Source organism: Pseudomonas sp. KK4 (assembly GCF_001984065.1).
Classification (GTDB): Bacteria; Pseudomonadota; Gammaproteobacteria; order Pseudomonadales; family Pseudomonadaceae; genus Aquipseudomonas.
The window spans coordinates 29049-47259 of the sequence record NZ_LYVP01000027.1; the positions used below are offsets into that span (position 1 = coordinate 29049).

Sequence of the window (18211 nt, forward strand, 5' to 3'; positions counted from 1 at the left end):
AAGAGTATTGAAGATGAGTAGCACTCAGCTGGCCGAACTGGCGCCGCAAACGGATGTGCCGGCGCCTCTGGCCGACATTCATGACCGAGTCATGGAGGCTTACTACGGAAAGCTGGGTGAGCATTTCATGCGGGAGACCCAAGCGCGTATCCATTGGATCTGTGCGCAGGTGTCTGGCAAGCAAGTGCTTGATGTCGGATGTTCGCAGGGCATAGTCCCGCTTTTGCTGGCCCGCGAAGGTTGTTCCGTCACCGGGGTCGATACCAGCCCGCAGGCTATTGCCGAGGCGCAGGATTATCTCCGGGCCGAGCCGGCCCACGTCCAGCAGAAGATCACCTACGTCAATGCTGACTTTCTGTCTCTGGATATCAACGCTACAGAACCAGACACCATTGTGATCAGTGAAGTGCTGGAACATCTGGTGCGTCCGGAAATGTTCGTTGAGAAAGCGGCATCACTGCTCAAGCCCGGTGGACGGCTGATCATCACCGTCCCATTTGGCGTCAATGATTTCATCGATCACAAACACACGTTCTACCTCCTCGCGCCTTACCGGATGCTGAGCAAGCACCTGCGCGTCATCGAAGTCAAAGTGCTGGGCAAATGGCTTGGTATGGTCGCGCAAAAAAGCGAAGAGGGTGGCGTCGTATCCGACTTGAGTCTGAACATCGATCAGATTCAGGGGCTGGAAAAAGCATTTGAAGCGGTAGAGCGAAACTTGAACGCCAGCCTGTCGAGTGCAAGACAGCGGCTGGAGGAGGCCAACAACAAGTACCGCGCGGCCACTGAACAAATTGCTTTGCTTAAACCCGAAGTGCAGAAAGTTGCCGAGCTGAAAAAAGCCCTGGTCGCGCATGAGAAGACTTTGATTGAGCTCAGTGACGCCAGGCAGCGTCTTGACGAGGCCAATACGAAATATCGGGCGGCTACAGAGCAGATTCACGCGTTGAAGTTGCAAAACAACGAGCTCAACGTTCTGAACGCCGGAATGCAGGAAAGTGGACGGCAGGCCGACGCACTCAAGCATCAACATGAACTCATGCTCGCCAGCCTGGAACAGGAAAAGTGCGCGCTGCTGGCTCAATTTGAACAAGACTTGCAGGCGAGCGCTGATCAGTCTTCGATGGTCAGCGCTCAGCTGGATGAAGAGCGTACAGCCAGGCAGGCGCTGGAAATCCAATTCAATGCAGCGCAGTCTCAGTTTGAACAAGAATGCGGAGTGTTGGCAGAACAGCTGCTGAACGAAAAGGCCAGTCATCAGGCTACCGAACGTTTGTTGACCGCTGTTCAGGAGCAGTGCCAGGAAACTCTTGGGCAACTGGACAATGAGCGGGCTGCCCGGCAAACGTTGGAAGTTCAGGTCAAGGATCTGCAGCAGCAGGCTGCACAGGAACGCGAGTTACTGTCAGAACAGTTGTTCCACGAGAAGGCGAGCCATCAGGCTGCCGAGCAGTTGCTGTGCACGACCCAGGCGCAGTGGCAGGACATTCGCGAGCAACTTGAGCGTGAATTGAGTGCCTCCAAAGGCTGGCTGGAGACGGCTAATCAGAAGTATCGAGAGGTCACGGGCAAGCAGATCCCGCATCTGAAACAGAACTTCAACGACTTGCTGGAAAAGACCGCTGCGCAGCAAAGGAAAATCGAAGAGCTCAACGACAATCTTGAGCGCGCCAACACTCAGCGCCACCTGGCTGAACAGCGCTTGATCAAGACGCGATCCAGCATGACCTACCAGTTGGGTTACCAGATCAAATCCAACGCCAGTTCCCTGAGTGGCCTGGTGCGACTGCCCACCGCGCTGTTCAATCTGTATCGCAAGGCTGCCAAGCAACGTAAGCAAACTGCCCAGAAACGCATTGGCGTCGAACACCCGGTGGCAGAGCCGGTCGCACTTCTCCAAATACCTGCGCAGCCCCATTCGCCGCCTGCGGTCGTTGATACATCTGAACGGATCCGTAGCACATTGATTAATCAGGCCGACCAATCCCGCGCGAGCCTGAAAGTAGCCTGCGTGATGGACGAGTTCACCTATGGCTCGTACCGGTACGAATGCAATCTGCTGCAGCTTACTCCTGACAATTGGCAGTCCGAACTCGTCGAGTTCCAGCCCGAGTTGTTGTTTATCGAGTCGGCCTGGCGTGGCAAGGATGATTTGTGGGGCAGCAAGATTGGCCATAACGCCCAGGAGCTGCAGAGCATCCTGGCATGGTGTGCGGAGCGTGACGTCCCGACTGTTTTCTGGAACAAGGAAGACCCGATTCACTTCGAGACATTCCTGACCACTGCCAAACAGTTCGATTTCGTGTTCACCACCGATATCGATTGTATTCACCGCTATAAAGGCGCGCTGGGTCACGAGCGTGTTTACTTGCTGCCGTTCGCTTGCCAGCCGGCGGTACATAACCCGATCGAGTTATACGAGCGTAAAGATGCGTTTTGCTTCGCAGGGGCTTACTACGCCCGCTACCCAGAGCGCACTCGTGATCTGGGCAACTTCGTTCAGGCGCTACCGAAATTCCGGCCACTGGAAATATTCGACCGAAATTTCGGCAAGGACGATGCCAATTACCAGTTCCCAGCCGAATACCAGCCCTACATTGTCGGCACTCTGAGGTTTGATCAGATCGATACCGCCTACAAAGGCTATCGCTACGCAATCAACCTCAATTCAATAAAACAATCGCAAACCATGTTTGCCCGGCGCGTATTTGAGTTGCTCGGCTGTAACACCATTACCGTCAGCAACTTCTCCCGTGGCGTACGTTTGTTGTTCGGTGACCTCGTGGTGACTACGGACGACGGGGGTGAGATGGTCCGCCGTCTCGAGACCTTGGCTGGCGATGAAGTCAACAGCAGCAAACTGCGCTTGGCAGCCCTGAGAAAAGTCATGCAAGAGCATACCTATGCTCAGCGCCTGGCTTATGTGATGACTAAAGTATTGAACAAGGCTCCGTCTGATGCCTTGCCCGAAGTCAGCGTGGTCGCCATTGCTGCCAATAAAGCTGAACTCGCAACGTTGATCGGACATTTGCAGCGTCAAAACTATGCGAATCTGCGCATGACTATTGTCCTGCGCGGCTCGCTGGCTGACATCGGCGAAGTGGATGATCCACGCCTGTCGCTGGTCGCTCTGGAAGACGCTGGAAAAATGCGTCTGGCTCAGATCGTTGGCGACGCGCCGTTGCTGGCAGGTATGGTGTCCCAGGACTACTACGGCCCCAACTACCTGTTGGACCTTGTGCTTGCGACCCGCTACAGCCAAGCCAAAGTGGTCGGCAAAAGCACGTTTTATGAGAACGGCCCCAGCGGGATCCAGTTGCAGAATAACGATCAGCAATATCGTCCAGCGGCTGAAGCAGCGGCCCGAAGTTCGATAATCAGTGCGTATTTGCAAGCCGACGAGAGACTGAGTGACTGGGCTCTGTCCTTGTCCGACCGTCGCTACACCCATGAACAGATTCTGGGCATCGACCCGTTCAACTACTGCAGAAATGCCACAGGTCTTGGCGATGCGGATATCGGTGAAGTCGTTGACGACCTCAAACTGGATACCGGCCTCAGCATCCAGGAACTGCAGGCGCGTGCCGAAGCCATCGAGCCGATGATCGAGGAGCATATCGCACCTGAAATCACAGGCCGCGGTCTTGCCGACATGTTCGGGCCGGTTCGCAGCAAGTCGCTGCGGACAAACGTAGATTTTGACGCCTGGCATTTCGCTTCGGATCTTACCGATGGCAAGCACGAATACATTTATGCGCAGCAGGATCTGAGTATCGCCCAATTCGTCCAAGGCCAGCAGCTCAAGCTCTACCTGGACGTTACACCGGGCTTGAACGTGCAGTTGGTGGTGCTGTTCCTTGATGCGCAAAAGCAGCGCATCAGCCACGTCATGCAACACGCCAATCGCAACCATACTTCGGATATTCCACCTGAAGCGGACTTTATCCGCCTGGGCGTGCGCGTTTATGCCAGTGGCCAGGCTGAAATCAAGGCACTCGTGCTGGGACACCGTGATCTACAGCCTTCAGATATGTTGGCGAAGGCTGATCACCTGCTGGTCACTAACCACTATCCCTCATACGACGATCTGTATCGAAATGGTTTCGTTCACACCCGCGTCCGCGCTTACCAGCAGCACGGGCTGGACGTCGATGTGTTCCGTCTGCGCAAGAATGAATCGGTGAGCTACCACGAGTTCGAAAACATCAACGTGGTAACCGGCTCGCAGTCGACCCTGGCAAAGATGCTCGAAAAGGGCCGGTACAAGACCGTTCTGGTGCATTTCCTCGACGCTGAAATGTGGCATGTCCTGAGTCAGCACCTGCATACCACGAAGGTGGTCGTATGGGTTCACGGCGCGGAAATTCAGCCGTGGTGGCGTCGTGAGTACAACTACAGCACCGAAGACCAATTGCAACTGGCCAAGCTCGAAAGCGAAAAACGCCTGGGCTTCTGGCGTGATCTGCTGCAGCCGATGCCAGGCAACCTCAAGTTGGTGTTCGTTTCTCATTACTTCGCTGAAGAGGTGATGGAGGATTTGGGGTTCCGCCTGCCGGACAGCCAATACGAAATCATTCATAACCCGATCAACACAGAGCTCTTTTCCTATCAGGAAAAACCGATTGAGCAGCGCAAGAAAATCTTGTCGGTAAGGCCGTATGCATCGCATACCTACGCGAATGATCTGAGCGTCAAAGCCATTCAATCTCTGGCACTCAAACCCTGGTTTAGCGAGCTGGAGTTCCTGATGGTTGGAGACGGTCCGCTATTTGAAGAAACGCTTGCTCCGCTCAGACAGTATCGAAATATCCGTATTGAGCGTGGCTATTTAAAACAGTCCGATATTGCAAAACTTCATAAGGACTTCGGCTTGTTCCTTTGCCCGAGCCGCATGGACACTCAGGGCGTTTCTCGTGACGAAGCCATGTCGTCGGGCCTGATACCTGTGACCAACGCTATCGCAGCCATCCCCGAATTCGTGGATGGAGATTGCGGCATTCTGGCACCTGGAGAGGACCATCTGGTGATGGCTGCCGGTATTGCGCAGCTTGTCGAACAACCTCAACTATTTACAACGATGTCTAAAGCTGCTCGCGTCCGCGTTGAAAACCAGACGTCTATTGTTAGAACCATTGGTCACGAGTTGAATGTTATCAATGAGTGTGTCCAGTGACTGAGCGAACTCTCATCGGCAGGGAAGTTAAGGTCGCAACAAAGAACGCCGTGAGAATCATTGTTTTTGGAAGTTGCGTAAGTCGGGACGTCCTCAACTACGACGTGAATCACGCGTTTGATTTAGCGGCCTACTATGCCCGCAGCTCGTTTGCCAGCGCCTTCACTTCACACCCGACTGTTGATATATACAGCGCTAAACTGAGTTCGAAGTTCCAAGCGGCAATTGTCAAGGCGGATCTCGAAAAAACGCTGTTGGGTAAGATCGATGATTTAAAATTTGATATCTTCCTTATCGACTTGATTGATGAAAGGTTCAATATTTTCTCCGCCGGTAGCGGCGGCATTTTCACGGTTTCAAACGAGTTGCGAAGTGCTGGATTCGATGAGGAAAATGAACCTGGTAGATTGATAATTTCGGGGTCTGAAGAGTTTTTTTCTCTTTGGGAAACGGGCTGGGAACGATTTGTTAGCATAATGAGTGCGGCGGGTAACCTCTCGAAGGTTGTGGTGAATCGAACTCTATGGAGCGCCCAAACAAAAAGCGGAATGACTTTCGGTTCGGCTTTCAATCCCGCGTATATTCGCGAATCGAACATGTTCCTATTGCGCCTTTATGAGCGGATGGCGCGTGATTTGGCGCCAAATCAATTTCTACACCCCCCAGTAGAATGTGTATATGGCAATGAAGAGCATCGGTGGGGATTGAGCCCCTTTCACTATGTCGATGATTTTTATTTGTTTCTGTTGGACAAGTTGTCGAGCTTCCTTCCGAATGAAGGTTCGAATCCTGGTTCGGGCTTGAAGACCGTCGGTGCGATACACCCGGATAGGGTATTGGATTTTGCAGTTTTATTCAGCAATAGCGCCTCTTCCGTCGGCGCAATTCCGTTTGACCCAAAACGATTCAAAGGTAATGCGTCATCAACTCGAATAGAAGATGGGATGAAGTTTACCTTTTCAGGTCCGGAATCCAATTATCAAATTCGCTTTGCATTGCCTGAACCCGCATCTGCAAATGGTCTCAGCGTTAGAATTAAAATGTCAGGCTGGGATTCACTTCGCTCCGTATCTTTAGGGTATGGCGAAGGCTCCAGGTTTATTGGTGTCACAAGTGTTAACCCCAGAACCGAGCACTGGGTGGATTTTTCATTTGCACAGTCTGATTTGTTGTTTGAGCTTTACAATAAGCCTGGCGATTTGCAAAGTGGCTGCATAACTGAAATTAGAATATACCTGAGAGGTGCACCTTCTCCAATCGGCGCAACTCTTAAAGTAGAAAGCATTTCGGTTTGGAGTGAAAAGCCATTTTCAGCCATAGAGTATTTGCAAAAGCAAGATTGCGAACGCGGATATTCGTCTTTCTTACCAACGCCGCCAGCGCTTGGTGAAAGATTGTACGAGTGCTTATCTGCAAGATTTCCACACGCTACGCTGCAAAAAAAGGGCTTCTTTGATGAGGGCACCTGCCTTCTGGATGAAGGAGTTTCTTTACCCTGGTCACCCAAGAAGCGTTTGCCAGAGAACATTGGTTTTCATAAGCATCTTGTTTCCTGGCACTCGTTTCACCATGCAACCATATTGATGTTGCACGCAACGGATACCAATGATTTTTCCGCCCTTATGCCGGCTCGAGAGTTTGTAAGTGATTGGCTTAATCACAGCTTCAAACAATGGTCTGAAAAAGATCATGTTGTCTGGCAGAGCCAAGTCGCAGGCGACCGGCTTCTAGCTCTTTTAATGCTGTGGAATTTTGGAATCACGCACGCATTTGATAGACGCTTCATGATAAGGCTGAATGACTGCATGTTCGAGCATGCTCGGTTTCTGAGCAGTGACATTACGTACTTCTCACACCATGAAGATACGTTCGCATGTTTACAGAACCTGTTGACGCAGAGTGTCGCGTTGTACGTGGTTAGTTTTACGATGAAACACTGGCAGTCTTCCGATTATTGGCGAGAGATTTCACTGGAGCGGATTGTCGAGCTTTCCCCTGCTGAAAGATTTGATACTTATTGCTCTGGCTCAGAGCAAAATCAGAGTGCAAGTTATATAAGGCAACTCGTTGCGCTGGCTGGCGCGCTTGGTGACAAAAGAGTTCAGTAGCAAGGAGAGCATAACTTGTAAGATGTGACAACAGTGATATGAATTCGATAAAACTGAGTCTGTATTAACTTTCCGAGAAAAAAGTATGAAGCGTAAAATTTTGGTTTTAGCGGCGGCCTTTATGCTTGCTGCATGTGGTCAAGGCGACAAGTCAGTTCAAGTGTTGCTGGATGATGGCGCAAAACTGAGAATCAACGGTACGTTGGTTAAGGAATACAGCAAATCCAGCAGTGAAGGAACGCTGAAAGTTAATAATGTCCTGGTCGATGACAGCCCGAAAGAAGCTGAGGAGGCGATTGCGAAGGAGTTCAAGCGTCTAGGGTATCGTCGAAAAATAATTGATAGCTCGGACGGAGTGTACAAGGTTCACTACTATAAGCAGGATCGCCCGGTCGTAGGCGGTATTTATACACAGCCCAAAGGATCAGTAAGCTCAGGGGCCCATGTTTCTATTTATTGGGAAATTTAGATTTTCTAATAATTTCTTACCTGGCGAAATGTGGAAATAATATGCGACGTGTTTCAACCCTGATAGGTTATAAGTGATGACTGGTCTACTGGATCTCATAAGAGTGACTATGGGGTGGTGCTTTTCGCTGGGTGGGAAATTCTTAAAGGTTGTTCCATTTACAAGTTTGACTCTTCAGGCGGCGCATTTTTTCTCGCAAGTGTTACTGTTGCTCACCTTTTTTTTGCCATTGAAGGTTCTCATACTTTTGGGCGCTGAAAAAGTGCCACATTACTTTCCCATGTACCTGCAGAGCTTGAAGAAGACGCATCTCATTATAGCGTTCAGCTTGCTCGCGGTTATCTGTTACGGCCTTTATATTCTGTCGAATTTCATCATTGCCTATTTTTCCCGCAGAGGTGCAGATCAGCTTTTAAAAAATAGCGCTAAGCTGAAGTTGTTCGACAACCAGCGAAAAATAGCGACGCAAGTCTATTCCAAATACACGCGTGGACTGGCAGCGGGCACGTTCGTATTCATTGCTGTATCCATCCTGATTTATATCTACCCTTTACTCATATCGGCCTTGCTAGGTTATTGTGTCGTCGTCGGCGCTATCATTGTTGTGTTATATGATCGCCTTCCAAAAGTAAGGCGACTTATTCAACAAAACTATGTTGACGTATTGAATACCCTATCGTCTGTCGGTTTTTTGGTTACTTTTTTTTGTATGGTGGCGGATTATTTGTTCTTTACACCGCCAAAAATATTCCCAGCGCTTATAGCTCTTTTGCTTGTGCGGCAAGGCCTGTCAAGATTGTCCACCCTGATTCAGGATGTCACCTCTCTGCGGTTGCAATATCGGCAAATCAACGCGATGTTTTTTCACGATAAGCCGCTCGTGGTCACGGACTCCGTTTATACGGCCGAAATAAAATCCCTTCTCAACGAAGATTTCAGGGGGGAATGGATGACTGCAATGATGACGTATCTATCGTCCCCGTACACAATTTATCTATCCAGTACGTGGAGTCAAATCGGGCAACCCCACATATATTCATTTGAATCGCGTTTTGCCAACAAAGACGGCGATCAGAAAACTTTTCTATTTAAACTATACGACGCGCCTGCAGAATTTTTGGCAATGCGTGAAAGTTTGCTTTTGCAGACCGTGCCGCTGATCCCAGTTCCTCAATTTAAAGGCTCAAGGAAAGTGCGTGGATACAGTTGCCATGTCTTCGAGTTTGACAAGGTACGCAAGGTCACACTGCGGGAGCAGGGCTCCAGCCTGATTTCTATAGCGCAGAAATTAATGTCCATGGAGCCCGTGGAGACATTTGTTCAACAGTTCAGGCGTTCGCATCTTTACCTTGAGCAACGCTTGACCAATGAATTAATTTCTAATCTATCGTTAGTCGTTTCACGGGAGAAATCCGCAGTTCTGCAAGCGTTTCGGGATCGTTATGCTGGAATAATTTCGCTTCTGGAAGGGTTGCCAAGGCAGTGGGTATGTGCAGATGTCAGCCCCAATACGTTATTTCTGTCGGAAGCGGGCGACGCATTCGTGAGTCACTGGCCAAATTGGAAAATTGAACCGGTAGGTGCCAACTGGCTTATTATTGACAGACCTAAATTTTTACTCGCCATTGAAAGCGCTCGAGCTTCTCGCGAAAGTTTAAAAGACGTTCCGAGTGCTGCAATCATGGTTTCAGCCTTGGCTTACGCGTTTGAGCGTCTGTGTTCACGTGGTAACTATGAAGACGCCTTCACGCTTTTGCCTGATCTTCTTGAATATTATGAATCGCTTGAAACTACCGACGCGCTGTAAAAGGAATTCGCCCATGTCGCGCATTGCAATGATCGTCTGGAACGAATTTCGTAACGACGCCCGTGTGCTCAAGGAAGCACAAACACTTCAGGGTGCCGGGCATGACGTCACGGTATTCGCCTTGCATACCCCGGGTGTAACGTTGGAGCACGAAATTCTGGAGGGTGGAATAAAGGTTTCGCGTGTTGCCCGTAGCCCGTTCTGGAAACTGCGCAAAACCAAGGTAAGTTCCGGGCAGGTGGGCGGTAACGCATCTATCGGCCGTTTAAGCCCCGCGAGGCAAGTCCTGCGCATCGTCGCGCGCCTGTGGACTCACAGCGTTCTGCTTGCCCGCATTGCCAGGTACCGTGCCGATGTGGTCCACGCCCATGATGTCAATACGTTGCCGACTGCCTGGCTCGCGGCCAAGGTCAGCGGTGCAAGGGTGGTCTACGACGCTCACGAAATCAGCACCAGCCGTGAGGGTTACAACAGCTTTCGGCGATTGGTCGGTGTTGTCGAGAAATACCTGATGCCACGGGTTCAGGGAACGATCACGACGACCGATGCACGGGCGAAGTTTTTCGCCCGTGCATACGGGATACCTCGCCCGGTGGTATTGCAGAATCGGCCACGGCTGACATTCACCCAGTCGTCACAACGTATTCGCAAACAGCTGGGTCTGAGCGAAGCCTGGCCGATCATTCTTTATCAGGGCGGATTGCAACAAGGTCGCGGATTGGAGCGGTTAGTGCGGACCGCGGCGTTGGTACCCGAGGCATATTTTGTGTTTATCGGTGGAGGACGTCTCACGCAGCCTTTGACAACCCTAAGCCAGGAGCTGGCGCTGGCGGATCGGGTGCATTTCATACCTACCGTTTCATTGGCGGATCTACCCGATTACACCGCCTCGGCGGACATTGGTGTCCAGCCAATCGAAAATACCTGCCTGAATCATTTCACAACGGACTCCAACAAACTGTTCGAGTATCTGATCGCCGGATTACCCGTAGTCGCGACCGATTTTCCGGAGATCCGTCGAATTGTTCGCGCTCACGAAGTGGGTTTGCTGGTTCGAGAGGGTGACGATCAAATGTTGGCAGACGCGTTGAAGTCGCTGGTCAATGATTCAAGCCTCCGTTCCAGGCTGGCGAACAACTCCAAGAGCGCTTCGATGAGTTTGAACTGGGAAGACCAGGAGGCGTTGCTGATTGATCTTTATCATCGGGTTCTGCCCGCTGAATCGGCCAGCGTAGTGGCTCGATAATGACCATTCGCGTGCTTGTTCTGAGCTTCTATTATCCTCCGGATCTGGCCGCTGGATCGTTTCGGGTTGAAGCATTGGTAAAGGCATTGCTGGCTGAGCCCTGCGCCAACGTACGTGTAGACGTCGTCACTACGCAGCCTAATCGCTACCACTCTTTCGGCGCCGCTGCAGCAGAGTTTCAAGAATGTTCGCGCCTGACGATTCGGCGCATTGCCTTGCCGATTCATAAAAACGGGCTTTTGGACCAGGCCCGGGCTTTCGCCTCTTATGCGCTGGGCGTGAGCAGGGCGATAAAAGGCAAGGATTACGATTTGGTCGTGGCCTCGTCTTCGCGGCTGATGACGGCGACGTTGGGGGCGTGCGTCGGGTTCTTTACCAAGACCCCGCTTTACTTGGATATACGCGATATTTTTGTAGACACCTTGCCAGAGCTGTTCCCTAGCCGTCTCGGAAAAATAGCCACTTGGATATTCTCCAGGATCGAACGTTTGACGATCGGCCGGGCGGCTCGGGTCAATCTCATATCGCCTGGTTTTCTGAGCTACTTCTCGGCCCATTACCCCAGGCTCAGTTTTTCGACCCATACCAACGGCGTCGATGAGCTGTTTTTCAAAAAGCTGCCGGGAAAACACGGTGATGCTGACAGCGAGAAATTATTGAAGGTCGTATACGCCGGCAATATCGGAGCTGGGCAGGGACTTCATCTCATCCTTCCGGCTTTGGCTAAACGGCTGGAGGGTGTGGCACATTTCTGCGTTATTGGTGCGGGTGGCCTGTTGGGGCACCTTCAATTGGCGCTAAAAAATAGCGATGTCTCCAATGTCGAGGTTATCGCGCCCGTTCAGCGCAAAGACCTGCTGAAGTTTTATCAGGAAGCCGACGTTCTGTTTTTGCACCTGAACTCATTCAAGTCATTTCGTCGGGTCATTCCCTCAAAGCTTTTTGAATATGCCGCGACGGGCAAACCAATTCTTGCGGGGTTAGCGGGATACTCCGCCAGGTTCACCAACACCAAAATTTCAAACGCCTCAGTGTTTGAACCCTGCGATGTCGAAGGGGCCATAGAAGCGCTATTCGAGCTGAGTCTTGAACCGGTGACCCGTGAAGCCTTCATGAATGAATATTCGCGGATATCCATCCAGAAGCGTATGGCGATGGATGTCCTGAGCACACTCGAACGCTGACTCTCGCCATTGTTTCACATCCCGTAACGACCCCATTTTTGACAACCTCCATCCATAACCTAAATTCGAGAAGCAGCTTCGGAAAAGCTGCTTCCTCAATCGATGTCATGGAGCGTCATTTATGCGTACAGGTTTTATCTCTTCCCTGGTTTTCGCCCTTCTCACCACTCTCTCAACCGCAACGTTTGCTGCGCCTGCGGCCAAGCCTGAGAGTGGTCCTGCTCCAATGGCGCAAGTGGTGTCAACAAAGGAGCAGAGCGCCAAGATCGATTTGAACGCGGTCGATGCGCCCACCCTGCAGCGCGAGCTGTCCGGTGTGGGTGAAGCCAAGGCCAATGCGATTGTTGCCTATCGTGACATCAATGGACCGTTTGCCTCGGTTGACGAGCTGCTGGAAGTGAAGGGCATCGGCAAGGCGATTCTGGATCGCAACCGCGAGAAGCTGGAAGTGAACTAAGCTGATTATTCAACGCCAAGGGGCCGGTCATTGACCGGCCTTTTTCTTTTCCGGTGCAAGCGGCCGATCGTCACTCTCTATCGACGTAATCGAAATTACGACTATCATATTCAAATTAGATTATGCATATAATAAATGACTTTACCGTCGAAGCGATCCGGTGTTCCGGCGCTTGGCATTTCCTTGAGCATGTTCACCAGGAGCGCAGTCATGACGTCCACCCAATCCCAAGGTACAGCCCTCGTCACCGGTGCTTCCTCCGGTATCGGCGCAATCTACGCGCAGCGTCTGGCGGCGCGGGGTTTCGATCTGCTGCTGGTCGCCCGTGATCAGCAGCGTCTGGACGAAGCCGCCACCAAGCTGCGCGCCGAGCACGGCGTCCAGGTCGAAGTCCTCAAGGCCGACCTCACTCAAAAAGACGAGGTACTCAAACTTGAGCAACGCCTGCGCAGCGACTCGAGCATTACCCTGCTGCTGAACAACGCCGGCGTGGCGGCGGACGGTTTGTTGGCCAATGCCGATACCGATCAGCTGGAGAAAATGATCCAGTTGAACGTCACTGCGGTCACCCGCCTGGCATCGGCCGCCGCGGCCAGTTTCGCCAAGGCAGGCCGTGGCACGATCATCAACATCGCGTCGGTGGTGGCCCTGTTCCCTGAGCGCTTTAACGCGACCTACAGCGCCAGCAAGGCTTATGTGCTAAGCCTGACCCAGTCACTGAACGCCGAGCTCGATGGCACCGGTGTGAAGGTCCAGGCTGTGTTGCCCGGTGTAACCCGCACCGAGATCTGGGAGCGTTCCGGGATCGATGCGACGCAGATTCCGGCAGACATGGTGATGGAGGCGGGGGAGATGGTCGACGCGGCGCTGTCGGGTCTGGATCAGGGAGAGCTGGTCACCATCCCTTCGCTGCCCGATGCCAAAGAATGGGACGCTTTCGTCGCCGCGCGTCACGTGATGGCGCCCAATCTTTCCAAAAGCAGAGCCGCTTCGCGCTACAAGTGAATGCGGGAAAAATCGGTTAGAGGTGTTGCGGTATGAGTGATCGTCGAGTGGTTGTTACGGGCATGGGCCTGGTGACTCCGTTGGGTAGCGGTGTGGAGGCTGTGTGGAAGCGTCTGCTGGCCGGGCGTTCCGGGTTGCGCAATTTGCCGGAGGAGGTGGTTGCCGATCTGCCGGCCAAGGTCGGAGGTGCCGTGCAGACGGTGGCGGATGACCACGAGGCGGGCTTCGATCCGGACCTGGCAACGCCGCCCAAAGAGCAGAAGAAGATGGACCGCTTCATCATGTTCGCCATGGAAGCGGCGCGGCAGGCGATCGAGCAGGCCGGTTGGCAGGCGCAGACGGCCGATGCCCAGGAGCGCACCGCCACCATTATTGGATCTGGCGTCGGTGGCTTCGGTGCGATTGCCGATGCGGTGCGCACCACGGATACCCGGGGACCACGGCGTCTTTCGCCTTTCACCATTCCGTCGTTTCTGGTCAACCTGGCGGCGGGGCATGTGTCGATTCAGCACGGTTTCAAAGGGCCGCTGGGTGCGCCGGTAACGGCCTGTGCCGCCGGGGTTCAGGCGATTGGTGATGCGGCGCGGATGATTCGCGCCGGCGAGGCGGACATCGCGGTGTGTGGCGGGGCGGAGGCGGCGATCGATCGGGTCAGCCTCGCCGGGTTTGCGGCGGCTCGCGCGTTGTCCAGCGGTTACAACGACACGCCGGAGCGCGCTTCACGGCCTTTCGACAGCGGGCGCGATGGCTTTGTGATGGGCGAGGGTGCTGGCCTGCTGGTGATCGAATCCCTTGAGCATGCCTTGGCCCGCGGCGCTACACCTCTGGCGGAAATCGTCGGTTACGGTACCACCGCCGATGCTTATCACCTGACGGCCGGCCCTGAAGACGGCAGCGGTGCACGTCGGGCCATGTCGTTGGCGTTGGCCCAGGCGGGCGTAACGCCGCAGCAGGTTCAGCATCTCAATGCCCATGCCACGTCGACCCCCGTCGGCGATCTGGGTGAACTGGCGGCCATCAAGGCGTTGTTCGGCACGGATAACAAGATCGCCGTGACATCGACCAAGTCCGCCACCGGGCATTTGCTCGGCGCAGCAGGGGGGATCGAGGCGATTTTCACCCTGTTGGCGATCCGCGATCAGATCGTCCCGGCGACACTCAACTTTGAAAACCCGGACCCCGCCAGCGAAGGCGTGGACATCGTCCACGGTCAGGCCCGGCCGATGGCCATCGAGTACGCGTTGTCCAACGGCTTCGGGTTTGGCGGGGTCAATGCCAGCGTGTTGTTCAAGCGCTGGCAGGGTTAACCCTGGGGCTGTTTGAGGTGTGCGCGAGTCACGTCGAGTATGCGTTGAGCAAGCTCGACGTCGGCGACGCTTCGCGACAGAAGCAGGGCGCCGGCCAGCGCAGCCATGATGACGATGCTGCGATCGTCGGCGTTTTCGCCTTCAAGGGTGCCCTTGATTTGCTCCAGCCGTGCCTTGAGCACCCGATCGCTGGTGGGGCTCGGCTGGCCCCGCAGGCCCAGTTCTGAAGAAATGGTCACCAGTGGGCAGCCCTGGTGGGGTGAAGTCTGGTGCCATTCGGACAGGTATGTGTCGATGAACGCATCCAGAGGCCGCTCCTCTGCAAAAATCTGTGCACATAACCCGTCCACCTGCTCGCAAGCAGCCTGTAACGCTTTTTCCACCAATTCATCCTTGGACTTGAAGTGCGAATAAAAGCCACCGTGAGTCAAGCCCAGCGACTTCATCAATGGTTGCAGCCCGGTCGCGCCAATGCCGTCGCGGCGAAAACGTTCTGAAGCTTCCTTGATGATGCGTTGGTGGGTCTGGGCTTTATGGTCCTGCGAATAACGCATCTGATATCTCCAGTATCAATGCGACATCTTACCCAATGAAAATTGCATGGTGACTGTACTTCTACTGCTGAAAAGCACACAGATGCGTCGAACGGCCATGAAACGCACCTGGCCAGTGGCACGAATCGTGTTTACTGCAAGCGCTGAAGATTGTTGATCAATCCGGAGGCAATGAGCATGTACAAAGACTATCCAGCGGCCTATCAGGTCAGCAAAGGTTCGGCCTTGCAGGTGGACAAGGCCTTCTATGAGCGGGTGCGGGATTCAAAGGGCGGGCGCACGTTGATCGAGTCCTTCGAGGTGCCGATTCGCACGGGGCGGGCCTGGGAGGTCCCGGCCGGGCATGTGTTCCGAGTGACCACGCCTGTGGGCCCGCAAGTCGGGGATTTCAATGTCTGGAATGCCCACGATCCTCGGGAACGTCTGTGGGCTGCGCGCACCCGGCAGTTGCAGGGCGCCCACGTCACCACCCACGATCGCCTCTGGTCGAACCTGCCGTTTCTGCGCCCGCTGGTGACCATCACCGACGACAGCCTGGCCGGTTATGGCATCGATGAGCATGGCGGTCGCCTGCACGATCTGCTCGGCACCCGCTGTGATCCCTATGTGAACAAAATGCTCACCGGCGAAGATTTCCACCATCACTGCCATTCCAATCTGACCCGGGCGGTATTGCCCTATGGGCTGACCGAGTTCGATGTGCACGACGTGTTGAACATCTTCCAGTGCACAGGGCTGAACCACGACGACATGTACTTCATGAAAGCCTGTCCGGCGCAGAAGGGCGATTACCTGGAGTTCTTCGCGGAGATCGATCTGCTATGCGCGCTTTCGACCTGCCCGGGCGGGGATTTGTCGCTGGCGATGTGGGGGCCTGATGCGCAGGATCCGCTGAGCGTGTGTCGGCCGCTGGGGGTGGAAATTTATCGTCTGGAGGAGGCGTTGCTGGAGGGCTGGAGCCCGCCGGAGCGTGCGGCGTACAAGGGGCTGCATGGCCTGCATATCGCAAAAGCCGATTGGGAATGATCTGAAGCACAAGAAGCACAAACTATAGCGAGACCTGTGGCGAGGGAGCTTGCTCCCGCTGGGCTGCGCAGCAGACCCAACCTAAAGGGCCGCTACGCAACCCAACGGGAGCGAGCCCCCTCGCCACAGGTCAATGATTCGTCCTTGAGTGCTATCTAGCGGTCCTGCGCATCCTTGGCATCCGCTTGTGCATTGCGTTCAGCCACGCGGGCGCGTTGTTCATCGGTCAGCTCAACCTTGCTGGCGGTGTCGCGCAGCATCATCAAACCGCCAACGATCGAGCCGATGGCTACGATCAGAATCAACCAGGCATACCAGGGCATAGGGCTCTCCTTAAGCGCAGGCCGATTGACGGATTTCGCCAATCGATCCTGCATACCACTATTGAGCGATTTGTTTTCGCAGTGGTTCCATTCTAGGCCTGATATGTCGAGGTCACCCTACAAACCCGTCAACATCGCATCCGCCGGCGCATCCGCCCGCAATTGCGCGGTCAGCATGAAGTACACGAAGCCCACCACCATGAAGCCGAGGAAAATCAGGCCGATCAGCGCGTTGAACCAGGCCATGGCCACCAGGCACACCACCGCCAACACCAAGGCAATGAACGGCACCAACGGATAGCAGGGCGCGCGGAAGGTGCGCTCCAGGTTCGGTTCGGTTTTACGCAGTTTGAACAGGCTGAGCATGCTCATGATGTACATCACGATCGCGCCGAACACGGCCATGGTGATCATCGCCGCCGTCAGCGTCATGCCGCCCAGGTTGATCAGGCCATCACTGTAGATCGCAGCGATACCGATCAGGCCGCCGGCGATGATGGCCCGGTGCGGGGTCTGGAACCGCGACAGCTTGGCCAGCGACGCCGGCAGGTACCCGGCGCGGGCCAGGGCGAAGAACTGTCGCGAGTAGCCGAGGATGATGCCGTGGAAACTCGCCACCAGACCGAACAGACCGATCCACACCAGCATGTGCAACCAGCCAGAGCTCTCGCCGACCACGGTTTTCATCGCTTGCGGCAGCGGGTCGTTGATGTTCGACAGGGTGCGCCAGTCACCCACGCCACCGGCAAAGAACATCACGCCCATGGCCAGCAACACCAGGGTCAGGATGCCGCTGATGTAGGCCTTGGGAATCGTGCGTTTCGGGTCTTTGGCCTCTTCGGCGGCCATCGCCGCGCCTTCGATGGCCAGGAAGAACCAGATCGCGAACGGAATCGCCGCAAACATCCCGGCAATCGCCGGTGCGCCGAACACATCGGAACCGGCCCAGCCATTGAGGGCGAAGTTGCTGAAGCTGAACGCCGGAGCGACCACGCCCATGAACACCAGCAGCTCCGCCACCGCCAGCACGCAGACCACCAGTTCAAAGGTCGCCGCCAGCTTCACCCCGAGGATGTTCAGGCCCATGAACACGATGTAAGCGCCCACCGCCGCGTGTTTCGGATCAAGGGCGGGGAACTGAACGTTGAGGTAGGCACCAATCGCCAGGGCAATCGCCGGTGGCGCGAAGACGAACTCGATCAGCGTGGCGAGACCTGCGATCAACCCGCCTTTTTCGCCAAAGGCGCGGCGACTGTAGGCAAAGGGCCCGCCGGCATGGGGAATGGCGGTGGTCAGTTCGGTGAAGCTGAAGATGAAGCAGGTGTACATGGTCGCGACCATGAATGACGTCACCAGAAAGCCCAGCGTCCCGGCCACGCCCCAGCCATAACTCCAGCCGAAATACTCCCCGGAAATCACCAGCCCCACCGCAATGCCCCACAAGTGCAGCGTGCCCAGCGTGGGTTTGAGTTGTGTGTTCATGCGTTTGCTCCCTGAACGGTTTGGAAAGCTCGGGGGAGGGCGTTTGCAGCGGGCGTGCCATTTTCGCATG

13 protein-coding genes are annotated in these 18211 nt (G+C 54.4%); 10 read left to right on the forward strand and 3 right to left on the reverse strand.

The genetic code is table 11. The features are described 5' to 3' along the window. Positions 1-13: 13 nt before the first annotated feature. From B0W55_RS12065 to fabF, 9 genes are all read left to right on the forward strand, one after another. Positions 14-5173, forward strand: coding sequence for a methyltransferase domain-containing protein (locus B0W55_RS12065; RefSeq protein WP_077046223.1), 5160 nt, complete (start codon positions 14-16; stop codon positions 5171-5173). Continuing rightward, positions 5170-7281: a DUF6270 domain-containing protein gene (locus tag B0W55_RS12070; protein WP_077046224.1), complete on the forward strand. Its 2112-nt coding sequence runs from the start codon at positions 5170-5172 to the stop codon at positions 7279-7281. Before B0W55_RS12065 ends, B0W55_RS12070 begins: the two co-directional genes overlap by 4 nt. An 85-nt stretch (positions 7282-7366) precedes the next feature. After that, positions 7367-7750, forward strand: coding sequence for a hypothetical protein (locus B0W55_RS12075; protein ID WP_077046225.1), 384 nt, complete (start codon positions 7367-7369; stop codon positions 7748-7750). A 76-nt stretch (positions 7751-7826) separates the two neighbouring features. After that, the gene (locus B0W55_RS12080; protein WP_139340903.1) at positions 7827-9557 is read left to right on the forward strand and encodes a hypothetical protein; all 1731 of its coding nucleotides are present in this window, start codon (positions 7827-7829) and stop codon (positions 9555-9557) included. Positions 9558-9570: 13 nt separating this feature from the next. After that, positions 9571-10803: a glycosyltransferase family 4 protein gene (locus tag B0W55_RS12085; RefSeq protein ID WP_077046227.1), complete on the forward strand. Its 1233-nt coding sequence runs from the start codon at positions 9571-9573 to the stop codon at positions 10801-10803. Next, the gene (locus tag B0W55_RS12090; protein WP_077046228.1) at positions 10803-11987 is read left to right on the forward strand and encodes a glycosyltransferase family 4 protein; all 1185 of its coding nucleotides are present in this window, start codon (positions 10803-10805) and stop codon (positions 11985-11987) included. The genes B0W55_RS12085 and B0W55_RS12090 overlap by 1 nt, the downstream gene beginning before the upstream one ends. 121 nt (positions 11988-12108) lie before the next feature. After that, positions 12109-12444: a helix-hairpin-helix domain-containing protein gene (locus tag B0W55_RS12095; RefSeq protein WP_077046229.1), complete on the forward strand. Its 336-nt coding sequence runs from the start codon at positions 12109-12111 to the stop codon at positions 12442-12444. Between the two features lie 210 nt (positions 12445-12654). Next, positions 12655-13449 (forward strand): SDR family oxidoreductase, encoded by a 795-nt coding sequence (locus tag B0W55_RS12100; protein WP_077046230.1) that lies wholly within the window; start codon positions 12655-12657, stop codon positions 13447-13449. Positions 13450-13481: 32 nt separating this feature from the next. Continuing rightward, complete coding sequence (gene fabF, locus B0W55_RS12105; protein ID WP_077046231.1) at positions 13482-14756, forward strand: beta-ketoacyl-ACP synthase II; 1275 nt, start codon at positions 13482-13484, stop codon at positions 14754-14756. Here fabF and B0W55_RS12110 read toward each other — a convergent pair. After that, positions 14753-15310: a TetR/AcrR family transcriptional regulator gene (locus tag B0W55_RS12110; protein ID WP_077046232.1), complete on the reverse strand. Its 558-nt coding sequence runs from the start codon at positions 15308-15310 to the stop codon at positions 14753-14755. The genes fabF and B0W55_RS12110 overlap by 4 nt on opposite strands. Positions 15311-15487: 177 nt before the next feature. Here B0W55_RS12110 and B0W55_RS12115 point away from each other — a divergent pair, with 177 nt between their 5' ends. Next, on the forward strand, positions 15488-16336 hold the full coding sequence (locus B0W55_RS12115) for a DUF1989 domain-containing protein (protein WP_077046233.1): 849 nt from the start codon (positions 15488-15490) through the stop codon (positions 16334-16336). 155 nt (positions 16337-16491) lie between these two features. Here B0W55_RS12115 and B0W55_RS12120 read toward each other — a convergent pair whose 3' ends face one another. Together B0W55_RS12120 and eat are read right to left on the reverse strand one after the other, a co-directional pair. Further along, positions 16492-16659, reverse strand: coding sequence for a DUF2897 family protein (locus B0W55_RS12120; protein ID WP_077046234.1), 168 nt, complete (start codon positions 16657-16659; stop codon positions 16492-16494). 117 nt (positions 16660-16776) lie between these two features. Further along, the gene (gene eat, locus B0W55_RS12125) at positions 16777-18141 is read right to left on the reverse strand and encodes an ethanolamine permease (RefSeq protein WP_077046235.1); all 1365 of its coding nucleotides are present in this window, start codon (positions 18139-18141) and stop codon (positions 16777-16779) included. Positions 18142-18211: the final 70 nt, after the last annotated feature.